The 17,529-nt window shown below is 69.6% G+C and carries 16 protein-coding genes; 7 read left to right on the top strand and 9 right to left on the bottom strand.

Annotated elements, in window-relative coordinates:
* Positions 1 to 3: 3 nt before the first annotated feature.
* From cydB to hisC, 3 genes are all read right to left on the bottom strand, one after another.
* Positions 4 to 1,008 (bottom strand): cytochrome d ubiquinol oxidase subunit II, encoded by a 1,005-nt coding sequence (cydB, locus tag ACZ44S_RS21185; protein WP_466931295.1) that lies wholly within the window; start codon positions 1,006 to 1,008, stop codon positions 4 to 6.
* A 20-nt stretch (positions 1,009 to 1,028) separates the two neighbouring features.
* Complete coding sequence (locus tag ACZ44S_RS21180) at positions 1,029 to 2,534, bottom strand: cytochrome ubiquinol oxidase subunit I (protein ID WP_466931293.1); 1,506 nt, start codon at positions 2,532 to 2,534, stop codon at positions 1,029 to 1,031.
* 251 nt (positions 2,535 to 2,785) lie between these two features.
* Positions 2,786 to 3,865: a histidinol-phosphate transaminase gene (gene hisC / locus ACZ44S_RS21175; RefSeq protein ID WP_466931291.1), complete on the bottom strand. Its 1,080-nt coding sequence runs from the start codon at positions 3,863 to 3,865 to the stop codon at positions 2,786 to 2,788.
* A 439-nt stretch (positions 3,866 to 4,304) separates the two neighbouring features.
* Between hisC and ACZ44S_RS21170 the strand changes: the two genes are divergently transcribed.
* From ACZ44S_RS21170 to ACZ44S_RS21160, 3 genes are all read left to right on the top strand, one after another.
* On the top strand, positions 4,305 to 5,426 hold the full coding sequence (locus tag ACZ44S_RS21170; protein WP_466931288.1) for a LacI family DNA-binding transcriptional regulator: 1,122 nt from the start codon (positions 4,305 to 4,307) through the stop codon (positions 5,424 to 5,426).
* 323 nt (positions 5,427 to 5,749) lie between these two features.
* Positions 5,750 to 6,841 carry a metallophosphoesterase gene (locus ACZ44S_RS21165; protein WP_466931287.1) on the top strand — a complete coding sequence of 364 codons (1,092 nt, stop codon included), beginning with the start codon at positions 5,750 to 5,752 and terminating at the stop codon, positions 6,839 to 6,841.
* A 183-nt stretch (positions 6,842 to 7,024) separates the two neighbouring features.
* Positions 7,025 to 7,894 carry a hypothetical protein gene (locus ACZ44S_RS21160; protein WP_466931285.1) on the top strand — a complete coding sequence of 290 codons (870 nt, stop codon included), beginning with the start codon at positions 7,025 to 7,027 and terminating at the stop codon, positions 7,892 to 7,894.
* Between the two features lie 134 nt (positions 7,895 to 8,028).
* Here ACZ44S_RS21160 and ACZ44S_RS21155 read toward each other — a convergent pair whose 3' ends face one another.
* Entirely contained in the window at positions 8,029 to 9,444 is a 1,416-nt protein-coding gene (locus tag ACZ44S_RS21155; protein ID WP_466931284.1) for a VWA domain-containing protein, read from the bottom strand.
* Positions 9,445 to 9,544: 100 nt separating this feature from the next.
* Complete coding sequence (gene thiC, locus ACZ44S_RS21150) at positions 9,545 to 11,341, bottom strand: phosphomethylpyrimidine synthase ThiC (protein WP_466931282.1); 1,797 nt, start codon at positions 11,339 to 11,341, stop codon at positions 9,545 to 9,547.
* 254 nt (positions 11,342 to 11,595) lie between these two features.
* Here thiC and ACZ44S_RS21145 point away from each other — a divergent pair, with 254 nt between their 5' ends.
* Positions 11,596 to 13,002: a YibE/F family protein gene (locus ACZ44S_RS21145; RefSeq protein WP_466931280.1), complete on the top strand. Its 1,407-nt coding sequence runs from the start codon at positions 11,596 to 11,598 to the stop codon at positions 13,000 to 13,002.
* A 66-nt stretch (positions 13,003 to 13,068) separates the two neighbouring features.
* Here ACZ44S_RS21145 and ACZ44S_RS21140 read toward each other — a convergent pair whose 3' ends face one another.
* The 4 genes from ACZ44S_RS21140 to ACZ44S_RS21125 form a co-directional block, all read right to left on the bottom strand.
* Positions 13,069 to 13,503, bottom strand: coding sequence for an SsgA family sporulation/cell division regulator (locus ACZ44S_RS21140; protein ID WP_466931278.1), 435 nt, complete (start codon positions 13,501 to 13,503; stop codon positions 13,069 to 13,071).
* Positions 13,504 to 13,601: 98 nt separating this feature from the next.
* Positions 13,602 to 14,327 (bottom strand): IclR family transcriptional regulator, encoded by a 726-nt coding sequence (locus tag ACZ44S_RS21135; RefSeq protein WP_466931487.1) that lies wholly within the window; start codon positions 14,325 to 14,327, stop codon positions 13,602 to 13,604.
* Between the two features lie 300 nt (positions 14,328 to 14,627).
* The gene (locus tag ACZ44S_RS21130; protein ID WP_466931277.1) at positions 14,628 to 14,840 is read right to left on the bottom strand and encodes a DUF5326 family protein; all 213 of its coding nucleotides are present in this window, start codon (positions 14,838 to 14,840) and stop codon (positions 14,628 to 14,630) included.
* 152 nt (positions 14,841 to 14,992) lie between these two features.
* Complete coding sequence (locus ACZ44S_RS21125) at positions 14,993 to 15,310, bottom strand: cupin domain-containing protein (RefSeq protein ID WP_176117699.1); 318 nt, start codon at positions 15,308 to 15,310, stop codon at positions 14,993 to 14,995.
* Between the two features lie 60 nt (positions 15,311 to 15,370).
* Here ACZ44S_RS21125 and ACZ44S_RS21120 point away from each other — a divergent pair, with 60 nt between their 5' ends.
* From ACZ44S_RS21120 to ACZ44S_RS21110, 3 genes are read left to right on the top strand one after another with little or no spacing between them, the layout of a single operon-like run.
* Positions 15,371 to 15,748 carry a phage holin family protein gene (locus tag ACZ44S_RS21120; RefSeq protein WP_466931275.1) on the top strand — a complete coding sequence of 126 codons (378 nt, stop codon included), beginning with the start codon at positions 15,371 to 15,373 and terminating at the stop codon, positions 15,746 to 15,748.
* A gap of 5 nt (positions 15,749 to 15,753) precedes the next feature.
* Positions 15,754 to 16,245 carry a low molecular weight protein-tyrosine-phosphatase gene (locus tag ACZ44S_RS21115; protein WP_466931273.1) on the top strand — a complete coding sequence of 164 codons (492 nt, stop codon included), beginning with the start codon at positions 15,754 to 15,756 and terminating at the stop codon, positions 16,243 to 16,245.
* Positions 16,242 to 17,411: a cystathionine gamma-lyase gene (locus ACZ44S_RS21110; RefSeq protein ID WP_466931271.1), complete on the top strand. Its 1,170-nt coding sequence runs from the start codon at positions 16,242 to 16,244 to the stop codon at positions 17,409 to 17,411. The genes ACZ44S_RS21115 and ACZ44S_RS21110 overlap by 4 nt, the downstream gene beginning before the upstream one ends.
* Positions 17,412 to 17,529: the final 118 nt, after the last annotated feature.

Here is a 17,529-nt window from a genome sequence, read left to right as displayed (position 1 = left end):
ACCTCAGTGCACGGGATCGGCGATGTGCTGGGTGCCGATCCGCTTGCGGAACACCCAGTACGTCCAGCCCTGGTAGAGCAGCACCACCGGTGTGGCGATCACCGCCAGCCAGGTCATGATCTTCAGGGTGTAGGGGCTGGAGGAGGCGTTGGTGACGGTGAGGCTCCAGTCCGCGTCGAGCGTGGACGGCATGACGTTCGGGAACAGCGTCAGGAAGAGCATCGCCACGGCGGCCACGATGGTGATGCCGGACAGGGCGAACGCCCACCCCTCGCGTCCGGCCCGGTTCGCCAGCAGGGCGGCGACCAGTGCGGCGACCGCCACGGCCAGCGCGATCAGGCTGGTGGCGTCGCCCTTGTCGGCCTGCGTCCACAGCAGGAAGGCCGACGCCAGTACGGCGGTGACGAGCCCCACCCGCCGGGCCAGCCTGCGCGCCCGTTCCCGGACCTCACCGACCGTCTTGAGCGCCGTGAACACCGTCCCGTGGAAGGTGAACAGCGTCAGGGTCACCAGGCCGCCCAGGAGGGCGTACGGGTTGAGCAGGTCCCAGACGCTGCCCACGTACTCGAACTCGGCGTCGATCTTCACCCCGCGCACGATGTTGCCGAAGGCCACACCCCACAGGAACGCCGGGATCAGCGAGGTCCAGAAGATCGCCGTCTCCCAGTTGCTCTGCCAGCTCTCCTCCGGCCGCTTCGCCCGGTACTCGAAGGCGACACCGCGGATGATCAGGCAGATCAGGATGACCAGCAGCGGGAGGTAGAAGCCGGAGAAGAGCGTGGCGTACCACTCGGGGAAGGCCGCGAACGTGGCGCCGCCTGCCGTGAGCAGCCACACCTCGTTCCCGTCCCAGACGGGACCGATGGTGTTGATCAGCACCCGCTTCTCGGCCCGGTTCCGGGCCAGCAGCCGGGTGAGGATCCCCACCCCGAAGTCGAAGCCTTCCAGGAAGAAGTAGCCGGTCCACAGGACGGCGATCAGAACGAACCAGACGTCGTGCAGTTCCATGACAGTACGGCTCCCTCGGCCTAGTACGAGAAGGCCATCGGCTTGTCGGCGTCACGGACGTCGCCGCCGAGCTTCGTGGGCGGATTGAGGTCGGCGTCGCTGAGTTCGGGCGGGCCGGCCTTGACGTACTTGGCGAGCAGCCTGACCTCGATGACGGCAAGGACGGCGTAGAGCAGGGTGAAGACGGACATCGAGGTGATGACCTCGGCGGTGGACACACCGGGGGAGACGGCGTCCTCGGTCCGCATGACGCCGTAGACCACCCACGGCTGACGGCCCATCTCGGTGAAGATCCAGCCCCAGGCGTTGGCGATGAGCGGGAACGCCATGGTCCACAGCGCCAGGAGCCAGTACAGCCGGGTGAGCCGCGAGCCGAGCGGCTTCTTCAGCAGCACGAGGTGCGGCACCTCGTCCTCCCCGGTGCGGTGGGCGGCCGGCAGCAGGAACTTCTTCCGGGTGAGCCACAAGCCGAGGAGGCCGAGTGAGAAGGAGGCCATGCCGAAGCCGATCATCCAGCGGAAGCCCCAGTAGGCGACGGGGACGATGGGCTTGTAGTCACCGGGGCCGAACTTCTCCTGGAGGACCTCGTTGGTGTCGTTGATACCGGGCACGTAGGACTCGAAGTCGCTGTGGGCGAGGAAGGACAGCAGGCCGGGGATCTCCAGGGCGACCTCGTTGTGTCCTTTGTCGACGTCCCCGTAGGCGAACACGGAGAAGGGTGCCGGTTCCTCGCCGTCCCACAGGGCCTCCGCGGCCGCCATCTTCATCGGCTGCTGCTCGTACATGACCTTGCCGAGGGTGTCGCCGCTGACCGCGGTGAACAGCCCGCCGACCGCCAGGGTGACGAGGCCGAGCCGGAGCGACGTGCGCATCACCGGGATGTGCTTCCTGCGCATCAGGTGGAAGGCGGCGATGCCCACCATGAAGGCGCCGCCGGTCAGGAAGGCGGCCGAGAAGCTGTGGAAGACCTGGTTGAGGGTGGTGTTCTGGGTGAGCACCAGCCAGAAGTCGGTGAGCTCCGCGCGGCCCTTCTCCTCGTTGATCCGGTAGCCGACCGGGTGCTGCATCCAGGAGTTGGCGGCGAGGATGAAGTACGCCGACAGCAGGGTGCCGATCGAGACCATCCAGATGCAGGCCAGATGGATCTTCTTGGGGAGTCGGTCCCAGCCGAAGATCCACAGGCCGATGAAGGTGGACTCGAAGAAGAAGGCGATCAGGGCCTCGAAGGCGAGCGGGGCTCCGAAGACATCACCGACGAACCGGGAGTAGTCGGACCAGTTCATGCCGAACTGGAACTCCTGCACGATGCCGGTGACCACACCCATGGCGATGTTGATCAGGAAGAGCTTGCCCCAGAACTTCGTCGCCCTGAGGTACTTCTCCTTCCCGGTGCGCACCCAGGCGGTCTGCAGCCCGGCAGTGAGAGCGGCCAGCGAGATCGTCAGGGGAACGAAGAGGAAGTGGTAGACGGTGGTGATACCGAACTGCCATCGCGCCAGGGTCTCCGGCGCCAGAGCAAGATCCACGTCGTCGCTCCTTACTCAGCGGTGGTCACAGCGACCGCTTGATCCCGTTCGTCCCCGCACATCTCGGGAAAACGGGATGCGCTTGTGAACGCGTTCACATTCACAAGCAATTATGACCTACTGCTTTTCAGACCCGGAAGGGGGGTCCCCTGTGACGTCAACCCCTTCGCGCGGCCTTCCGGAACAGCGGCCTCGCGGACATACGCGGGCGGCCGACGGATGCCCGCCGGCCGCCCGAACCCACGCCCTGGTCAGAACTCCTTGCGGAAGTCCTCCGTGACCTTCAGGAAGATGTCGTTCGCCTCGGTCTCGCCGATGGTGACCCGCACCCCTTCTCCAGGGAACGGCCGGATGACCACACCCGCCTGCTCGCACGCCTGCGCGAACGGCACCGTGCGCTCCCCCAGCCGCAGCCAGACGAAGTTGGCCTGGGTCTCGGGCACCGTCCAGCCCTGGGCGCGCAGCGCGTCCATCACCCGGTTGCGTTCGCACACCAGCGAGCCGACCCGGCCGATCAGCTCGTCCTCGGCCCGCAGCGACGCGATCGCCGCGTCCTGCGCGATCTGGCTCACCCCGAACGGCACCGCCGTCTTGCGCAGCGCCGCGGCCACCGGCTCGTGCGCGATGGCGAAACCGACGCGCAGCCCCGCCAGGCCGTACGCCTTGGAGAAGGTCCGCAGGACACAGACGTTGGACCGCTCCCGGTAGATCTCGACGCCGTCCGGCACCTCGGTGTCCCGGATGAACTCGCGGTAGGCCTCGTCGAGCACCACCAGGACGTCACCGGGCACCCGGTCGAGGAAACGTTCCAGTTCGGCCCGCCGCACCACCGTGCCGGTGGGGTTGTTCGGGTTGCAGACGAAAATGAGCCGGGTGCGGTCGGTGATCGCGTCGGCCATCGCGTCCAGGTCGTGCACATCGCCCGGGGTCAGCGGCACCTGGACCGCGGTGGCACCGCTGATCTGCGTGATGATCGGGTACGCCTCGAAGGACCGCCAGGCGTAGATCACCTCGTCGCCGGGGCCCGAGGTGGCCTGCAGCAGCTGCTGGGCGACGCCGACCGAGCCGGTGCCGGTGGCCACGTGGGACACCGGCACGCCGAAACGCTCGGACAGCTCGGCCGTCAGCGCCGTACAGGCCATGTCCGGGTAGCGGTTGAAGGAGGAGGCCGCGGCCGCCACGGTCTCCATCACGCCCGGCAGCGGCGGATAGGGGTTCTCGTTGGAGGACAGCTTGTACGCCACCGGTCCCCCGGCCGCAGCCGGCTTGCCCGGCTTGTACGTGGGAATCCCCTCCAGCTCGGCGCGCAGCTTGGGGCTCGTCTCGCTCACCGCAGTCCTCCTCGCGAAGACCGGCGGCCCATGACCGCCGCCGACATCCAATACTGCTCACCTTATGAGGATTCGGCGCCGCTGCGTATAGGCGCGGTGGTCGCTCCCGTCCGCCTCCTGCGTCACCGTGGCAACAGGGGCAACATCACCCGTAGGGGTACGAACGGCGCGCGGGGCAGGGGCGCGCCGCACATATATCTATGCGCCGGTGGCTCGCGCCGTGGCGCGCATCCCCCGTGCAGGTGAGTTGAGACCTCTTCGCAACATCGCACCGTCGGCAGGCCCGCATGCGCCCACACGTCAGGTCCTGCCATTGGAACGTTCAACTCCCTTTATTTCCCAGGGCATTGATCATTAATGATCATGCAGAAACGTGCCTGTCAACGCGTGCATATGCGTCCGCCCTACCCCACCGCATGAGCCCTACTATCGGCTCGCCATGACAGCAGCAGGGAAGCACCAGGTGAGCCGCGCGGAAACCTCACGCCGAGGCAGCCGGCCGGGTCGAGCGGGCATCAGGGACGTGGCCGCCGCCGCCGGAGTCTCCATCACGACCGTCTCCGACGCCCTCAACGGCAAGGGCCGGCTCCCGGACGCCACCCGGCGCCACGTCCGCGAGGTGGCCGACAGACTCGGGTACCGCCCCTCGGCCGCCGCCCGTACGCTCCGCACCGGGAAGTCCGGACTCATCGGCCTGACCGTGACGACATACGGGGATGAACCTTTCACCTTCACGGAGTTCGCGTACTTCGCCGAGATGGCGCGGGCCGCCACCTCCGCCGCGCTCGCCCGCGGCTACGCCCTCGTCATCCTGCCCGCGACCTCCCGCCACGACGTGTGGTCCAACGTCGCCCTGGACGGCACGGTCGTCATCGACCCCTCCGACCAGGACCCGGTCGTCAGCGAACTCGTCCGCCAGGGGTTACCGGTCGTCTCCGACGGCCGCCCGGCCGGCTCGCTGCCGGTCACGGCCTGGGTCGACAACGACCACGAGGCCGCCGTCCTCGGCATCCTCGACCACCTCGCCGACTCCGGCGCCCGCCGCATCGGCCTGCTCACCGGCACGTCCACCGACACCTACACCCACCTGTCGACCACCGCGTATCTGCGCTGGTGCGAGCGCGTGGGCCAGGACCCGGTGTACGAGGCCTACCCGGCGCACGATCCGTGCGCGGGCGCCGTCGCCGCCGACCGGCTGCTGGCCCGCCCCGACCGCCCCGACGCCGTCTACGGCCTGTTCGACCCCAACGGCACCGACCTGCTCGCCGCCGCACGCCGCTACGGTCTGCGCGTCCCGGACGACCTGCTGCTCGTCTGCTGCAGCGAGTCCACCGTCTACGCCAACACCGAGCCGCCCGTCACCACGCTGTCCCTGAAGCCGCGCCGCATCGGCACGGCGGTGGTCCAGCTGCTGATCGACGCCATCGAAGGGGTCGACTCCGACCAGCCGGTGGAGCAGGTCATACCGACCGAGCTGATCGTGCGCACCTCCTCACAGCGCCGTCCGCCGCGCACGACGGTCAGCCCGCCGAGGTCGCCGAGGTCGCCGAAGGGGAGGTGAGCCCGGGCCGCCGCCGGGTCGTACGGCGGGCCCGGAGCGTGGAGCTCCCGCTTCCGGCAGACCGGAACGCGGGCTTCCAGCGAGAAGAACGGGCCGGCCCCCAGGTGAAGGCGGACCGGCCACCGGCAGCGAGCGCGCGACAGGAACGGCCACAGGGCGGCCGTGGACCGCCCGAAACGGGACGAATGCCACGGCGAACCGGGGTCTCGCTCCGATTCACCACCCCTGGGTCATCACACAGCGCGATCCGCATTCCTATGATGGGCCCACGACACCGCGGGCCGCTGCGACCAGGCAGTCCGAAGCGGTGCAGATGCGGCGCGATGGTGGAGGGGTCGATGACTCAGGGGGCCGGTCAGGGACCCGAGGTGGAGCGGACGGCGACGTTGCGCGACTTCCGGGTGCCCGCTTACGTCCACGAGACCGGTCCGTATGCCCAGAGCACGCACCCCGGCGACACCGTCCCGCCCTCCGAGGAGACCTACCCGGAGGGGTACACGCCCACCCAGCGGGACCTCCCCGTCATCAATCGGGGCGACACCGTCCAGGTGACCGTCGACCCCGTGTCCGCACCCGCTCCGCAGGCCACCACCGGTCAGGGACCGCTGTACGTGGTCGGCGACGTCCACGGCTACCTCGACGAGCTGATCGCCGCCCTCCGCGAGCAGGGCCTCGTCGACTCGGCGGGGCAGTGGTGCGCCGGCACCGCGCGGCTGTGGTTCCTGGGCGACTTCACCGACCGCGGCCCGGACGGCATCGGCGTCATCGACCTCGTGATGCGGCTGTCCGCCGAGGCCGCCGCGGCCGGCGGCTACTGCAAGGCCCTCATGGGCAACCACGAACTGCTGCTGCTCGGCGCCAAACGGTTCGGCGACACGCCCGTCAACTCCGGGGCCGGCACCGCCACCTTCCAGGCGGCGTGGCTGCTCAACGGCGGTCAGAAGACCGACATGGACCGCCTCCAGGACCACCACCTCCAGTGGATGGCCCGCCTCGACGCCGTCGAGGAGGTCGACGGCCATCTGCTGCTCCACTCCGACACCACCGCCTACCTCGACTACGGCCGCTCCATCGAGGAGGTCAACGACACCGTCCGCGAGACACTCACCCGCAACGACGCGGACGAGGTCTGGGACCTGTTCCGCAAGTTCACCAAGCGGTTCTCCTTCCGCGACGAGGGCGGCGCCGACGCGGTGCGCTCGCTGCTGGACACGTACGGCGGCACCCGGGTCGTGCACGGCCACAGCCCGATCCCGTACCTGCTGGGCGAAGTCGGCTCCGAGGACGGCGAGGACGACAGCGGTCCCGTGGTCGCCGGCCCGCACGTCTACGCCGACGGACTCGCCATCGCGATGGACGGCGGCGTCACCATGGCCGGAAAGCTGCTGGTCCAGCAACTGCCGCTGGGCGTCTGAGCGTTCCCCGGGCCGCGTTCCGGCGGCCCGCGACCGCACCGCGAGAGCGGCAATTTCGGTAAACCCCCTGTCACCGCGCGCCGTCACCGCTCTACCATCGGCTTATCCGTAGCAGGCTCCCCTCCGTTTCTGCCCGACGGCTCGTCAGCATGCCGAGCCCCAAGCCCTACGGAGCATCGGGGGATGCACATGAACAGCGTTCCGCAGCACCTGCTGAGCGAGGACCGCCAGGAATACGAGCGGATTCTCGATGAGGCGCTGCGCTCCGCACCACACAACCCGGAACTGGCCGCTGTCGGACAGCGGCTCAACTCGGAACAACTGCGCACGATGGCGCTCAACGCCACCGCGATCGTCACGGCGGCCGCGGCGACCGAGTACCAGCACTATGTGAAGGTCCGCGAGGAACTGCGCCGGCCACCGGCGGCGTCCGCCGCGACCGGCCGCGAGTCCGGCTCCGCCGAGCCGGGCACGGGCGCGGCGGGGCTCGCCGCCACCATGGGAGAGGTCGCCGAGACCGCCGGGGCGGGCGTCGTGGCCGTCGTGGCCGTCCTGGCGCCGGTGCTCGCCGGGACCGCGGCCGCGATCTTCCTGCTCGTCGGCTACATCCTGCGGATGCTGGACCCCGAGGCGGCGTTCGCCCGGACCATGCTCACCACAGGGTGGGTGTTCGGCGCGGTGACGGCGGTCGCCATCCTCGTCGCCGCCGTGGGTCTGCTGCTCACCGCGCTGCGCAACAAGCCTTCGGCGTTCGGCGGCGCCTACCGCGAACTCGACGGGGAGGTGAAGCAGGCCAGGGACGCCTGGCGGGAGGCGCTGCTGGAGCGGGGGATCATCCCGTTCCTGAGCGACGCGCTCGCCGACCCGGCGGCGGCCGCCGCGCTGCAGCACACGGCACCGCCCGCGCCGACCAGTCGTATGCCGCACCTCGGGTACGACCGGCCGGGCTTCTCCAGTCCCGACGCCGGCTCGGCCCGTGGCACGCGTCCGAGCTACTCCAGTCCGGACTACTCGAGCCCGGACTTCGGCGGGCCGGAGCACCAGCCGGAGTAGCCGGCCCGGCCCGGCCGGCTGTCCGGTGGCCCGTCCGTCGGCTTGCGCTTCCCGCATCGGGGGCGCGAGCCGGGTGGATGGGGCCGGCACGCGTGCGGTCCTCGTCGGGCCGTCGTCCGGTCCTGATCCGGCCGTCAGAGGATGCCCGCGTGCCTCGCCGCTTTGATCCACAGCGGGAACTCGGACAGCAGACGGTCGTACAGCTCCGGGTCCGGTACGGTGCCGATGTCGTCGACGGCGAAGAAGCCGACGTTGTCGACGCGGCGCCCGGGCAGGGTGTCGAACCGCTCCAGCACGCCGTAGTTGGACCTGCCCAGCCCCACGAACTGCCAGAAGACGGGTTCCTCCACCGCCTCCCGAAGCTCGCGTTCGATCTCCTTGTTGCGGTAGACACCGCCGTCGGAGAAGAAGAGGACGAGGGTCGGGGCGGACGCCGGGTTGCTCCGGACGAACGCGCGGACCTCGGCGATGACCTTCTGCTCCTCGTTCTGGATGCCGACGTCCCGCATGTCGACCTGACTCGGCTCCAGTCCCTTCTTCCTGCCCCGCCGGAAGAGGCCCACCTCCCCCACGCGCACGTGCAGCCGCAGCCACTCGGGAAGCTCGCCCAGCCTCAGATCCGGCAGCCGCGCCGGGTTGGAGGCGAACGTCCAGGCCTGCATCTCACCGTCGTCGTCCAGTTGCGCCGCGACCGCGGCCATCCGCTCGACGACATCGGAGACGGTGCCCTTGGAGTAGAGGAAGGACATCGACCCCGAGGCGTCCAGTACGAGGATGACGCGCGCGGTGATCCCGGCCGCCCCGTGTTTGCGCAGACTGACCGCCACCTGCTCCTTGCGCAGGGAGAGCCGCTTGCGCATGTCGACGGGCAGCCGCTCCTCGCCCTTGGTGAGCCTGGGGGCTCCCTGGTCGGAGTGCGGGGCGGGGGCCGGGCCGGGTGCGGACGCGGGCGCGGGGGGCGGAGACGCCGGAGCCGGCGGAACCGGGGCGGGCGCGGGGGCGACCGCCGCGGGGGACGGGTCGTCCACGGTGATACCGAAGTCCGTGGCCAGCCCGGCGAGCCCGGAGGCGTACCCCTGCCCCACCGCCCGGAACTTCCACTTCTCCTGCCGCCGGTACAGCTCTCCGCCGATGAACGCGGTCTCGGTCCCCGCGGCCATGTCGAACCGGGCGACCTCGGTCCCGCTTCCGGCGTCGAGAAGCCTGAGGACCAGCCCCGGTACCTGGCCGAACGTCCCGCCGTCGGCCGACGCGCACAGCACGATCCGGTCGACGACCGGTTCGACCAGGCCCAGATTCACCTCCATGGTGTCGGTCGCGGCCCCGGTGGCACTCCGCTTCCCGAGATGCGTCACGGCGGCGGACGCGTGACGAGGCTGGTTGTAGAAGACGAAGTCCCCGTCGTCCCGCACCCGCCCGGCCTCCGTGAGAAGCAGCGCCGAGGCATCGATATCGGGGACCGTGGGCCCCGCCGCCCAGGCGAGCTCGACACGTACCACGGAGGCATCGACGGAAAGATTGGACCCCTTGCTCATCGAACTCGCTGTCATGGGGCCAGTCTGCCCACCGGCTCCGGCGAAGACGAGGGAAACCGCCCCACGGGAGCGGCACCCGCGACGGGCACCGCTCCCGTGTTCCGCGGCCGGACGCTCAGTCCGCGATCGGCAGGTACACGCGATTGCCCGCCGCCGCGAACTCCCGCGACTTCTTCGCCATGCCCTCCTCGATCTCGTCCCGACTGCCCCCGTGCTCCCGGCGAATGTCCTGGGAGATCTTCATCGAGCAGAACTTCGGGCCGCACATCGAGCAGAAGTGGGCCGTCTTGGCGGGTTCCGCCGGAAGGGTCTCGTCGTGGAACTCACGTGCCGTGTCCGGGTCGAGGGCGAGGTTGAACTGGTCCTCCCACCGGAACTCGAAACGGGCGTCGGACAGCGCGTCGTCCCATTCCTGGGCGCCGGGGTGCCCCTTGGCGAGGTCGGCCGCGTGCGCGGCGATCTTGTAGGTGATGACGCCGGTCTTGACGTCGTCGCGGTTGGGCAGGCCCAGGTGCTCCTTCGGGGTGACGTAGCAGAGCATGGCCGTGCCCCACCAGGCGATCATCGCGGCACCGATGCCGGAGGTGATGTGGTCGTACGCCGGCGCGACGTCGGTGGTCAGCGGGCCGAGCGTATAGAACGGAGCTTCATCGCAGATCTCCTGCTGAAGGTCGATGTTCTCCTTGATCTTGTGCATCGGGACATGGCCCGGGCCTTCGATCATGGTCTGTACGTGGAAACGCTTCGCGATCGTGTTGAGTTCCCCGAGCGTGCGCAACTCCGCGAACTGCGCCTCGTCGTTGGCGTCCGCGATGGAGCCGGGGCGCAGGCCGTCGCCGAGCGAGTACGTGACGTCGTACGCGGCGAGGATCTCGCAGAGCTCCTCGAAGTTCTCGTACAGGAACGACTCCTTGTGGTGCGCGAGGCACCACGCGGCCATGATCGAGCCGCCGCGGGAGACGATGCCGGTCTTGCGGTTCGCGGTGAGCGGCACATACGCCAGACGCACGCCCGCGTGGACCGTCATGTAGTCCACGCCCTGTTCAGCCTGCTCGATGACCGTGTCCTTGTAGATCTCCCAGGTCAGTTCCTCGGCCCGGCCGTCGACCTTCTCCAGGGCCTGGTAGAGCGGCACGGTGCCGATCGGGACGGGGGAGTTGCGCAGCACCCACTCGCGGGTGGTGTGGATGTTGCGGCCGGTGGAGAGGTCCATGACCGTGTCCGCGCCCCAACGGGTCGCCCAGGTCATCTTCTCCACTTCCTCCTCGATGGAGGACGTCACCGCCGAGTTGCCGATGTTGGCGTTGACCTTCACCAGGAACCGCTTGCCGATGATCATCGGTTCGATCTCCGGGTGGTTGACGTTGGCGGGCAGCACCGCCCGCCCCGCCGCGATCTCCTCCCGGACCACCTCCGGTGAGACGTTCTCGCGGATCGCCACGAACTCCATCTCGGGCGTGATCTCACCGCGGCGCGCGTACGCCAGCTGTGTGACCGCCTGACCCGGCCGGCCCTTGCGCGGCAGACGCGGCCTGCCGGGGAAGACGGCGTCCAGGTTGCGCAGGCCACCGCGCGGAGACGTGTGCTTGACTCCGTCGTCCTCGGGACGGACGGGACGGCCCGCGTACTCCTCCGTGTCACCGCGGGAGATGATCCAGTTCTCCCGCAGCGGAGTGAGTCCTCGGCGGACATCGGTGTCGACGAGCGGATCGGTGTACGGGCCCGAGGTGTCGTACAGCGTGACAGCCTGCCCGTTGGTGAGGTGCACCTGACGGACCGGCACCCGCAGGTCGGGGCGCGAGCCCTCGACGTACGCCTTGTGCCAGCCGATGGACTTCCCGGCCCCTGCGTCCACCGACGTCTCCGTCGGGTTCTGCGTGGAGGCAGGCGTGCGCGCGTCCTTGTTGGTCATGAGACCTACTCCCTACGCCGGCATTACCCGGTAACAGGTTCGGCGGTCGACGCAGCGGTTTCCGTCTGACGACATTCCGTGTGAAACATCACCCGACTTCGGTGATGTTTCATGTGAAACATCGCTGGGACGGAGGTCAGCGCCCTCTCAGCCCGGTGCTCCGAGCTCCCGCGTGTACAAAAGGTGCCTCCACGCTAGCGTCATTTCTGGCGCGGTGAACAGAGGGCCCCCTTCGTTCTTGCGATGATCGGGCGGTGACCCCGACTCAGCCTCCTCCGTATCCGCCGCCCGAACCACAGCACGGCCAAGGCGCCGGCAGCGGACACGGGCACGGACACAGCCACAGTCATGGCCCCGCGGCCCCCGTGTCCCGGCATCTGCGCAGAGTCATCGCGGCGATCCTGATCCCGTTCGCCGCCGCGGTGCTGGTCGGACTCGCCGTGCTGTGGCCGGGCGGCGCCCCGGCGCACGAGCGCACCGGTGTCGGTTTCGACCGGCAGACGCAGCAGGCCACGGTCACCAAGGTGGTGGAGGTGAGCTGCCAGTCCGTGAACGCCTCCGGAGGCGTCCCGACCGGCGACACCTCCACCGCCGAGGGTTCCTCCGCCCAGCAGCAGGCGGACGGTACCTGCAAGCGGGCGACGATCAGGGTCGACACCGGCGACGACAAGGGCCGTACGTTCGACGAGATCGTGCAGCCGGACCAGTCCCGGCAGCTGAGCGAGGGTCAGGAGGTCGTGGTCGCCTACGAGCCCTCCGCCCCCGAGGACCTGCAGTACTCGGTCACCGACGTGAACCGGCGCTTCCCCATGGCGCTGCTCGCCGGTATCTTCGCGCTCGCCGTCGTGGCCGTGGGACGGATGCGCGGCGTCATGGCGCTCGTCGCCCTGGCCGTCAGCTTCCTGGTGCTGAACTTCTTCATCCTGCCGGCCATCCTGCAAGGGTCGAACCCGCTGGTCGTGGCGGTGGTGGGCGCGAGTGCCATCATGCTGCTCGCCCTGTACCTCTGCCATGGGCCGTCGGCACGCACCTCGGTGGCGGTGCTCGGCACCCTCATCTCGTTGCTGCTGATCGGCATCCTGGGCTCGGTCTTCATCGGTTGGGCCGCGCTCACCGGCAACACCGACGACAACACCGGTCTGATCCACGGGCTGTATCCCGGGATCGACATGAGCGGTCTGCTGCTGGCCGGCGTGATCATCGGGTCGCTCGGTGTCCTCGACGACGTGACGGTCACGCAGACGTCCGCGGTCTGGGAGCTGCACGAGGCCAATCCCTCGACGGGCCGGCGCGGGCTGTACCGCGCGGGAATCCGTATCGGCCGCGATCACATCGCGTCCGTGGTCAACACGCTGGTCCTCGCCTATGCGGGCGCCGCGTTGCCGCTGCTGCTGCTGTTCTCGATCGCGCAGAGCGGTGTGGGGACGGTCGCCAACAGCGAGCTGGTCGCGGAGGAGATCGTGCGCACGCTGATCGGTTCGATCGGCCTGGTGGCCTCGGTGCCGGTCACCACGGCACTGGCCGCGCTGGTTGTCTCCGCCGACCGCCCGACGGCACGGGCACAGGGGCAGGGCCGGAGCCCCGGGCTGGGCCGCCCGCAGGTACCGGATGCCCGGTCGGCCGCGGGGTCCGGCGGGAGGGGCAGGCGCCGCAAGCGCTGATGCCCGCGGAGGGGGCAGAACGCGCTGAAGCGTTCCGTCACCGGCCCACCCGACTGGCGTAACGCTTCAGCCGGCGCTCTGCTCCGCCAGGATCCGGTCCAGGGCGTCGTCGAGGTGGGCGTCGAAGTCGGCGAGCGCCCCTTCCTGGCCCAGCGGCACCAGCTTGTCGGTGCGGTCGAGGAAGGCCACCAGCGGTGCGGTCGACGACCGGAACAGCGCTTGGTCGGTGCCGACCTGAAGCCGGATCAGCACCTCGCCCAGCAGGTCGCCGTCGACCGGCGAGACGCGCACATCCCCCTCGCCGCACGGCCGGCCCACGCCGTCGATCAGCAGTTCCCGGCCGAATGCCCAGGTCACCGGGGCATCCCCGGGCAGGTGGAAGGTGAGCCGCACGGCGTAGGGATCACAGGTGTCGTACCGCAGCTCCACCGGGATGCGGAAGGACAGCTCCTCCGACACGAGAAAGCTCATCATGACCTCTGCCTGTACGGATTCGCGCATCGCCTACCCCGTCATTCGCCGCGGACTGGCCGGGCATGGACCCTGGCACCAGAGGGAATCTTGCTGAACGTACACAGCAGATCACAAGGAGTGAGTTTTCAGATACTGATAGACAGCGTGAGCGACCCGAGCAGACGCCCCAACTCGGCCTGCAGATGGCGCGCCGCGGGGAGGAGCCGGTCGACCTGGTGTGCGGGCAGGGAGATGGCCATCGACGCCGCCGTGGTGCCGACGGTGATCGGGATGGCCGCGCAGACGGTCCCGAGGGCGTACTCCTGGCGCTCCGTGACCAGCTCCGCGCGCCGGTTGCGGTCGAGGCGCCTGAGCAGGCTGTGGTCGTCGCGCACGGTGTACGGCGTGACGGGACGCACGGGGTAGCGGTCCAGGTGGTCGCGGCGGGTCTCCTCGTCGAGCTGCGAGAGCAGGCACTGCCCGATGGCGTGGGCGTGGCAGGTCTCCCGGAAGTCGGCCCACTCCTCGACCGCGGGGTTGCCCGGGGTGTCGGAGACGCAGATGACGTCGATCTCGCCGTCGCGGTACACCGCGTAGTAGACGGGGACACCGATCACGTCGCGCCAGCGGGCAAGGGTCTCGACGACCTTGCTGCGACGTTTCTGCTCTGCTCCGCTGCTGCTCAGCCGATCGGCCGCCTCCCCCAGGAAGAACAGTCCCTTGTCGCGGCGCAGATAGCCCTCGTGCACCAGGGTGCGCAGCAGGTGGTAGGTGGTGGGGAGCGCCAGCCCGGTCTCGCGGGCCAGCTGCTTGGCGGGGGCCCCGTACTCGTGCCCGGCGACAGCCTCCAGCAGCCGCATGGCCCGCTGCACGGATCCGATGAGGGTCGCCGTGGGCGCCGCTGCGGCCGCCGGCGAACGGGGTTGTGAGGGGACTGCGGTCAGATGCGCGGAGGCGGTGCCAGTCGTGGCCAAGGGTCACTCCCGAAACGCGAGGGGGCGGCCCGTGTGAGGTACACGGGTCGGGGGGTCGCCGCTCGCGGGGATCGTCCACCCCGCGTCGAGTTCCGGACTCTAACGGGCTGTCACCGCGCTCAGACGGCCCGCCGGAGAAATGTCCCCCGCCCGAGGGAACCGGCGATTCCTGTTACCGCCTCACCGGTCCCCTTCGGCTCACCAGTCGTTGCGTGAGGAGGAACTCGACGTGAACTTGCGTACGACGTAGATCAGTCCGCCGATCAGCGCCACGAACACCAGCAGCTTGAAGAGCAGCCCGATCACGAAACCGACCACGCTCGCTATCAGCCCGCCGAACACCACCAGAGCGATGACCGGCACCGCGATCCACTTCACCCACCACGGCAGTCCCGCGAAGATCTCTCGCATCGCCCTCGTCCTTACCTCTCCGCCCGCAGCGTGCCGGGTCGCGTCCATCATGTCGTCCTGCACTCGATGCTAGGGCGGCGGGTGGTCCGGCGGGGGCGTCGGATCCCTTGTCCTCCCCTGACCGATCCCCTAGGGAACCCCGAACGCCCGGCTCAGCTCTCGGGCGGAGAGAACACCACCAGAACCCGCAGGTCCTCGCTGATGTGGTGGAACTTGTGGGCCACACCGGCCGGCACGTACACGACACTGCCGCGTGCCACCTGCGTGGTCTCCATGCCGACGGTGATCGACGCCCGGCCGCTGACGACGAAGTACACCTCGTCCTGGCTGTGCGGCTGCTGCGGGTCCTGGGCTCCGGCGTCCAGCGCATAGAGGCCGACCGACATGTTCCGCTCCCGCAGGAACTGCAGGTACGCCCCGTCGTTGGCGGCGCGTTCCGCCTCCAGTTCGTCCAGCCGGAATGCCTTCATCTCCTGGTCCCGCCCCTACCTCACTGCTCAAGCCCGATCGTGTCTGCCACGATCAGACACATGATGAATTTCCTAGTCAAGACGATCGCCAACGCGGGCGCACTCGCCGTCGCGGTCTGGCTGCTCGACAAGATCACCCTGACCGGCGACAGCACGGACAAGGAGATCAGCACCCTTATCCTGGTCGCCCTGATCTTCGGTCTGGTGAACTTCCTGGTCAAACCGCTCGTGCAGTTGCTGAGCCTCCCCCTGCTCATCCTGACGCTCGGACTGTTCACCCTGGTGGTGAACGCGCTGATGCTGCTGTTGACCTCCTGGATCGCCGACCAGCTCGACCTGAGCTTCCACGTGGACGGCTTCTGGACGGCCGTCCTGGGCGGTCTGATCATCTCCGTCGTCTCCTGGGCGCTGAACGTCGTCCTGCCGGACGGGGACTGAGCGCGATGGCCTACCGCGTCTGCTTCGTCTGCACGGGCAACATCTGCCGTTCCCCGATGGCCGCGTCCGTCTTCCGCGCGCGGGTGGCCGAGGCCGGGCTCGACGGCCTGGTCGAGGTGGACAGCGCCGGCACGGGCGGCTGGCACGAGGGCGACGACGCCGACCCGCGCACGGTGACCGTGCTGCGGGAGAACGGATACGGCGCCGAACACACCGCCCGTCAGTTCGACCGCTCCTGGTTCGCCCGGCTCGACCTCGTCGTCGCGCTCGATTCCGGCCACCTCAGAGCGCTGCGCCGGCTCGCCCCGACGGACCAGGACGCGGAGAAGGTCCGTCTGCTGCGTTCGTACGACCCCGCCGCCGGCGACGACCTCGACGTGCCCGACCCCTACTACGGGGACTCCGAGGGGTTCGACGAGTGCCTTGAGATGGTGGAGGCGGCGAGCACCGGACTGCTCGCCGCGGTACGCGCGCACGTGGAAGGACACGCGGCATGAACGATGCGACGACGGACGCCGGCAACGGCCGGACGGTCCCCGACGGCACGGGTGACGGCACCCGCGCGGTGCGGGCCGGACTGCCCGAGCCGGTCAAGCACGAGCCGACCCTGCCCGGCCCCGTGTTCGCCGCCCACTTCCACCTGCCCGGCGACCCCACCGGCCCGTACACCTACGGCCGGGACGAGAATCCGACCTGGACCTTGCTGGAACGCGCCGTCGCCGAACTGGAGGCACCGGGGCAGGACGGTGCCGAGGCCCTGGTATTCGCCTCGGGCATGGCCGCGATCTCCTCGGTGCTCTTCTCCCAGCTGCGCGCCGGGGACGCGGTCGTCCTGCCGGACGACGGCTACCAGGCGCTGCCCCTGGTGCGCGCCCAGCTGGAGACGTACGGCATCGAGGTGCGCACCGCGCCGACCGGCGGCGATGCCCAGCTGGAGGTCCTCGAGGGCGCGAAGCTGCTGTGGATCGAGACGCCCTCCAATCCGGGGCTCGACGTGTGCGACGTGCGGAGGCTCGCCGATGCGGCGCACACGCAGGGGGCACTGGTCGCCGTCGACAACACCCTCGCGACGCCGCTCGGCCAGCGACCGCTGGAACTCGGCGCCGATTTCGCCGTGGCCAGCGGCACCAAGCAGCTCACCGGGCACGGTGATGTACTGCTGGGCTACGTCACCGGCCGCAACGCCGAGGCCATGGCCGCCGTCCGGCGCTGGCGCAAGATCGTCGGTGCGATTCCCGGGCCCATGGAGGCCTGGCTCGCGCACCGCTCGATCGCCACGCTGCAGCTGCGCGTCGACCGGCAGAACGCCACCGCTCTCGCGCTCGCCCAGGCACTGCGGGAACGGCCGGAGGTGACGGGCCTGCGCTATCCCGGGCTGCCCGACGACCCGTCGCACAAGATCGCTTCGCAGCAGATGCGGCGCTACGGCTGCGTGGTGTCCTTCACGCTGCCCACGCGCGCGCATGCGGACCGTTTCCTCGACGCGCTGCGGCTCGTGGACGACGCGACCAGTTTCGGCGGCGTACGGTCCACGGCGGAGCGGCGCGGGCGCTGGGGCGGGGACGCGGTGCCGGAGGGCTTCATCCGCTTCTCCGTGGGCGCCGAGGACCCGGAGGACCTGGTGGCGGACGTGCTGCGCGCCCTGACCGCATCAGCCTCCTGACCAGCCGCCGTACGAGACGACCGGACAGCAGGAGTACTGCGGCGGACGGTCCGAGCCTCCCCCCTCGTGGCTCGGACCGTCCTCGGTTCCGCGCGCGAAGAACCGCGCGACCAAGGCT

This window comes from Streptomyces malachitofuscus (assembly GCF_055571035.1).
The sequence above is the reverse complement of the archived record's forward strand: the minus strand, read 5'-3'. Positions and strand labels throughout refer to the sequence as shown.

Coding starts and splice junctions, on each gene's coding strand:
- ACZ44S_RS21115 (WP_466931273.1), top strand. CDS start 15,754: ATGGCCTACCGCGTCTGCTTCGTCTGCACGGGCAACATCTGCCGTTCC.
- ACZ44S_RS21140 (WP_466931278.1), bottom strand. CDS start 13,503: ATGCGCGAATCCGTACAGGCAGAGGTCATGATGAGCTTTCTCGTGTCG.
- thiC (WP_466931282.1), bottom strand. CDS start 11,341: ATGACCAACAAGGACGCGCGCACGCCTGCCTCCACGCAGAACCCGACG.
- ACZ44S_RS21155 (WP_466931284.1), bottom strand. CDS start 9,444: ATGACAGCGAGTTCGATGAGCAAGGGGTCCAATCTTTCCGTCGATGCC.
- ACZ44S_RS21120 (WP_466931275.1), top strand. CDS start 15,371: ATGATGAATTTCCTAGTCAAGACGATCGCCAACGCGGGCGCACTCGCC.
- ACZ44S_RS21110 (WP_466931271.1), top strand. CDS start 16,242: ATGAACGATGCGACGACGGACGCCGGCAACGGCCGGACGGTCCCCGAC.
- ACZ44S_RS21170 (WP_466931288.1), top strand. CDS start 4,305: ATGACAGCAGCAGGGAAGCACCAGGTGAGCCGCGCGGAAACCTCACGC.
- ACZ44S_RS21165 (WP_466931287.1), top strand. CDS start 5,750: ATGGTGGAGGGGTCGATGACTCAGGGGGCCGGTCAGGGACCCGAGGTG.
- cydB (WP_466931295.1), bottom strand. CDS start 1,008: ATGGAACTGCACGACGTCTGGTTCGTTCTGATCGCCGTCCTGTGGACC.
- ACZ44S_RS21125 (WP_176117699.1), bottom strand. CDS start 15,310: ATGAAGGCATTCCGGCTGGACGAACTGGAGGCGGAACGCGCCGCCAAC.
- ACZ44S_RS21160 (WP_466931285.1), top strand. CDS start 7,025: ATGCACATGAACAGCGTTCCGCAGCACCTGCTGAGCGAGGACCGCCAG.
- ACZ44S_RS21130 (WP_466931277.1), bottom strand. CDS start 14,840: ATGCGAGAGATCTTCGCGGGACTGCCGTGGTGGGTGAAGTGGATCGCG.